The sequence below is a fragment of the Vibrio sp. V39_P1S14PM300 genome (genome assembly GCF_009904765.1).
GTDB classification, from domain to species: Bacteria; Pseudomonadota; Gammaproteobacteria; order Enterobacterales; family Vibrionaceae; genus Vibrio; species Vibrio proteolyticus.
In genome coordinates, this window is record NZ_WXWP01000021.1 from 1 (window position 1) to 5,217 (window position 5,217).

A 5,217-nucleotide genomic window follows, 5' to 3' on the forward strand; every position below is an offset into this window, starting at 1 on the left:
GGACCGTTTGGCGCCATACTGGGGATCTTCATCGGTCACCAGTTTGATAAAGCCCGCCGCATGAGTCAGGCGGGATTCCGTACCGGTGCATTCGGTTCGGGGCCAAGCCAGACAGAAAAACAAGAAGAATTCTTTAAAGCAGCGTTTGCGGTGATGGGACATGTGGCCAAAGCCAAAGGCCAGGTGACACCGCAGGAGATCGAACTGGCGACCATTATGATGGATCGCATGAATCTGCACGGTGAGCAGCGCCGTGCAGCGCAGGACGCTTTCCGTGATGGCAAGAGCCCGGATTTTCCGCTTGAAAGCACGCTGGAGCGGGTGCGCATTTCGACGGGGGGCCGTTTTGACCTATTGCAGTTCTTTCTCGAGCTGCAAATATCGGCGGCGTTTGCCGATGGCAGCCTGCATCCGAGTGAACGCAATGTCCTGCACAAAATCGCTCGTGGCCTGGGTTTTTCGTCCGAGCAACTCGAACAACGTCTGCGGATGCAGGAAGCGGCGTTTCGCTTTCAGCATGGGGGCGGGCAGCAAAGTGGCCAGCGTTCCCATCAGTCTGGTTGGCAACAAGCGTCTCAGGCCAATCACCTTGCCGATGCCTACGACGTGCTTGGTGTGAGTGAGAGTGACGATGCGAAAACGATCAAGCGTGCGTATCGCAAACTGATGAATGAACACCATCCTGATAAGTTGATGGCGAAAGGTCTGCCACCGGAAATGATGAATGTGGCCAAAGAAAAATCGCAGGAAATCCAGAACGCCTACGATTTGATCAAAAAAGTCAAAGGGTTCAAATAGCGCACGCGGAAGCAGGATCGCACTTTACCTGAGTATTGCCATTTACTAACCAAACGCTGACCGTTAAACGGGGCTGCGTGCCCAGATGTTTGCTAATGTTTTATTTGTTAATAAGAAAAGTCACTTATTCAAGGTAATACATATGAAACATTGGAATATAGCGATGGTTGCCGGAGCTGTGGCTCTGGCTTTGACTGGTTGTGGTTCAGATTCAGGATCGGATTCGAACTCAACCACACCAGTGACGTTATCGGTATCGGATGCGCCGGTGGATGATGTCTCCGAAGTAGTCGTGACCTACAGCAAAGCCGCGTTTCTGCCACTGGGTGGCGGTGATCCGGTTGTGGTCGAGGTGTACAAACGCGATGCTGAGGGAAATTTAATTGACGAGAACGGCGATCCACTGCCGGACGGTCAGGAACCGTTGCCGCTGAGTGTCAACCTGCTGGATTTCCAGGGCAGTGACGCGCAGGCTCTGGTGGAAGACCAGGTCTTAGGCAACGGTGACTACAAACTGTGCGTGTTCGCCAACGACGGTGACCATCCTGAGTACCCTTCTTATGTCGTTGAAACCGCTTCCGGTAACCAGTATCCGCTGACGGTCAAAGGTGAGGGCAAGTGTCCTCAAGGGGTTGGTGAAGAACCTAACGCCGGCGTGTTGTACTTTAACGATACCTTTACGGTTAATAACCAGAACGACGATTTTGTCCTGGAGTTTGATCTACGGCGTGGCCTCAAAGAGGACACCACGTCACCGGACAATTACACCATTCAGCGTACGTCCGTGGCGCTGGTTAATACCGTGACCACCGGAGAGATTGAAGGGGAGATTGCCACGGCCACTTATGGCGCATGCGAAACGGATTCGCCATCCGGTAATGGCTATGCGCATGCTGTTTACCTGTACTCGGGCGATGTCGCTCAAGTTGATATGGGCACTTTTGCCGGAACGGGCAGCGTTGCGCCACTGAGCGCCGCCAATGTCACAACCGACGATAACGGCGTAAGCTACGAATACGAATTCGGCTATCTGGCGCCGGGCACTTATTCGATCGGCTACACCTGTACTGCGAACGATGACTCGGAAGAGGGCATTGTGGACGGTGAAACTTTCCGTATTCACGCGTCTCAGAGTAATATCGTGGTGACGGCAGGGCAAGATAGCGAAGCCAATCTGTAACAATGACCAGCACGAAAAAGGCGAGCATGAGCTCGCCTTTTGTGTCTTGCGCGCCGCTTAGGTTATTTACGCACTGCGATGGCTTCGATTTCGATACCTACGTCTTTTGGCAGGCGTGCCACTTCCACACACGAGCGTGCCGGGTAATTGGCAACCTGATGCTCATCAAAGAACTTGCCGTACACCTCGTTGACTGTGCCAAAGTCGTTCAGGTCTTTAACGAAAACCGTCATTTTCACGATGTCTGCGACGGTCAGGCCAGACGCTTCTACTACGGCTTTGACATTGTCCAGTGACTGACGTGCCTGCTGTGCGATGTCGGCAGACACTTCACCTGTCGCCGGGTTCACTGGGATCTGACCCGAAGTCAGTACCATATTACCCAGAACAACGCCTTGTACGTAAGGACCAATTGCCGCTGGCGCGGATTCCGTGTGAAGTACTTTCGTCATTATTATGTTCCATCTTAGTAAGGGGAAATCGGAAGCCCCAGTGTGCCGCGAAAGCCGCGGGGGGTAAAGAAAAATCCCCGCTCGAGGCGGGGAAGAGTGACTAGCGTTCGGTGACGATTTCGCGCGAGAAGACTTTCTCGCAGTACTTGCATTTAAGGCGGATATCATCCCGTTTTTCAATCACCTTAAAGCTGCTGTCGACCGGCTCATTGTGTGAAATGCAGTTGCTGTTCGGGCACTCGAACACGGCGTTGATTTGCGGCGGCAGCGCCAGCGCCAGTTTCTTCACTACCTGATAGTCTTCAATCTGGTTAACGGTCGCGTGCGGCGCATACAGAGCCAGTTTGTTGGCCTGCTCTTCACTGATGAACACGTTTTCAATCTTGAGCAAATCTTTGTGGCCCAGCGCAGAAGACGGCAGGTTGAGGCCTATGGTCACGCGTTGCTCCGCTCTGTCCATTGCAAACAGTTTCAGCACCTTGATGCCGATCTGAGCCGGGATATGGTCAATCACAGTGCCGTTTTTGATCGCTTCGACCTGAAGTTGCGTTTCTTTTCCCATTTGAATTGTCTCCCGATTACAGTGTTTCGTTTAGGACCAGTGCCAACAAAGCTTCACGCGCATAGACGCCGTTTTCTGCCTGCTCAAAGTAGTAGGCATGAGGGGTCTTATCCACATCGGTGGTGATTTCATCGACACGCGGCAGTGGGTGCAGCACTTTCAGGTTATCCCGCGCACCCTTGAGCATTGAGGCCGTCAGGATGTAGGCGGACTTAATGTGGGCGTATTCTGACTCGTCGAAGCGCTCTTTCTGTACCCGGGTCATATAGAGGATATCCAGTTGTGGAATCACGCTCTCCATGTCGGTATGCAGGCTGTATTCAATGCCCGCATCGTCCAGTTCTTCGCAGATGTAATCCGGCATCGCCAGCGCCTCTGGCGCGACGAAGTAAAAGCGGACCTGCTTGAATTTCGCCAGTGCCTGAGTCAGTGAGTGGACCGTGCGGCCATACTTGAGGTCTCCGACAAACGCGACGTTCAGTTGGTCGAGACGTCCCTGCGTTTCCGCAATGGTAAACAGATCGAGCAGGGTTTGGGTGGGGTGCTGGTTGGCGCCGTCTCCGGCGTTGATGACCGGAACGCCTTTCGAAAATTCCGACGCCAGACGCGCCGCGCCTTCCTGAGGGTGGCGCATCACAAACGCATCGACGTAAGAAGCGATCACTTGCACGGAGTCCGCCAGGGTTTCCCCTTTTTTCGCCAGCGAGGTGTTACCGCCGTTGTCAAAGCCGATCACATCCCCCCCGATGCGTTGAATGGCCGTCTCGAACGACAGGCGGGTACGGGTGGAAGGTTCAAAGAAACAGCTGGCGATGACCTTATTTTTAATCAGCTCCGGATTTGGCTGCGCTTTCAGCTGACCAGCGGTGTCCACGATGAGTTCCAGCTCTTCGCGTGAGAGTTCCGGAATTGAGATGATGTGCTTGTGATAAAGCGTATTGGTCATGATCGTCTTCCCTAGCAGTATACTTCAGACAATAAAAAAGCCTCCCGAGATGGGAGGCTTTAGAAATCAGATGAGGAAGAAAAAGAATTCGCCGGTAAGCCAACCAGCTTACCTAGAGTATGTCGCATTGTCGCTACCAGACTCGGCTTCATTTCACTTCCCTCAGACAAATTGCCGAGCATTATACGCCGGAAATTTGTGAGCGCAAGCGATTACATCATGCTTTGCGCGTCTTACTGGCCAAGTGTGGCGACCATGACGGCTTTGATGGTATGCATGCGATTTTCGGCCTGATCAAACACGATGGAACACCCGGATTCAAACACGTCTTCCGTGACTTCGAGCCCTTGCATGCCATATTGTTCGGCCACTTGCTTGCCGATGGTGGTTTCATCATTGTGAAATGCAGGCAGGCAGTGCATGAATTTCACCTGTGGATTGGCGGTTTTTTCAATCACCGTCTGGTTGACCTGATAAGGCGTCAGAGTGGCGACGCGTTCACCCCATGCTTCGGCGGCTTCGCCCATGGAAACCCAAACGTCAGTGTAGAGGAAGTCACAGTCTTTGACGCCGTCGTCGACACTTTCCGTCAGCGTGATCTGGGCGCCTGTCTCGGCCGCAATCGCCTGACACTCCGCGACCAGCGCCGCCTGCGGCCAGAACGCTTTCGGGGCGACTAAGCGAATGTCCATCCCCATTTTTGCGGCGCCGACCATCAGCGAGTTGCCCATGTTATTGCGCGCATCGCCCAGGTAAGCGAAACGGATCTGGTGTAACGGCTTGCCGCGGCCGTGTTCGAGCATGGTGAGGAAGTCGGCCAGGATCTGAGTGGGGTGATATTCATCGGTCAGACCGTTCCATACCGGTACACCGGCGTGGGTCCCCAGCTCTTCGACAATCGCCTGACCAAAGCCACGATATTCAATGCCGTCATACATACGTCCCAACACCCGGGCGGTGTCTTTCATCGACTCTTTGTGGCCGATCTGGGATCCGGACGGACCGATGTACGACACCTGGGCGCCCTGATCAAAGGCGGCCACTTCAAACGCGCAGCGGGTTCGGGTCGAGGCTTTTTCAAAAATCAGGGCGATGTTTTTGCCGCACAAGGTTTTCTGCTCGGTGCCGGCGTATTTGGCCTTTTTCAGCTCTGCTGACAGCTCGAGCAGGAAATGGATTTCTTTTGGGGTAAAGTCCAGTAACTTGAGGAAGTTACGGTTACGTAAGTTAAATGCCATGCTCCAGTTCCTGAATCGTTATTTAATTATCAGGATTAGTT

General features: G+C 53.4%; 6 protein-coding genes. 2 read left to right on the forward strand and 4 right to left on the reverse strand.

The features are described 5' to 3' along the window. The coding region (djlA, locus tag CAG65_RS01205; protein ID WP_161451607.1) for a co-chaperone DjlA at positions 1-798 on the forward strand (798 nt) is incomplete at its 5' end. Between the two features lie 142 nt (positions 799-940). Further along, positions 941-1,978, forward strand: a complete 1,038-nt coding sequence (locus CAG65_RS01210; RefSeq protein WP_161451609.1) for a DUF4382 domain-containing protein — start codon at positions 941-943, stop codon at positions 1,976-1,978. Between the two features lie 62 nt (positions 1,979-2,040). Here the strand turns inward: CAG65_RS01210 and CAG65_RS01215 are convergent, their stop codons facing one another. The 4 genes from CAG65_RS01215 to CAG65_RS01230 form a co-directional block, all read right to left on the reverse strand. Further along, entirely contained in the window at positions 2,041-2,430 is a 390-nt protein-coding gene (locus CAG65_RS01215; protein ID WP_161451611.1) for a RidA family protein, read from the reverse strand. A 100-nt stretch (positions 2,431-2,530) separates the two neighbouring features. Further along, complete coding sequence (gene pyrI, locus CAG65_RS01220; protein WP_161451613.1) at positions 2,531-2,992, reverse strand: aspartate carbamoyltransferase regulatory subunit; 462 nt, start codon at positions 2,990-2,992, stop codon at positions 2,531-2,533. A gap of 16 nt (positions 2,993-3,008) precedes the next feature. Next, entirely contained in the window at positions 3,009-3,938 is a 930-nt protein-coding gene (gene pyrB / locus CAG65_RS01225) for an aspartate carbamoyltransferase (RefSeq protein ID WP_161451616.1), read from the reverse strand. A gap of 233 nt (positions 3,939-4,171) precedes the next feature. Next, the gene (locus CAG65_RS01230) at positions 4,172-5,176 is read right to left on the reverse strand and encodes an ornithine carbamoyltransferase (protein WP_161451617.1); all 1,005 of its coding nucleotides are present in this window, start codon (positions 5,174-5,176) and stop codon (positions 4,172-4,174) included. Between the last annotated feature and the right edge of the window lie 41 nt (positions 5,177-5,217).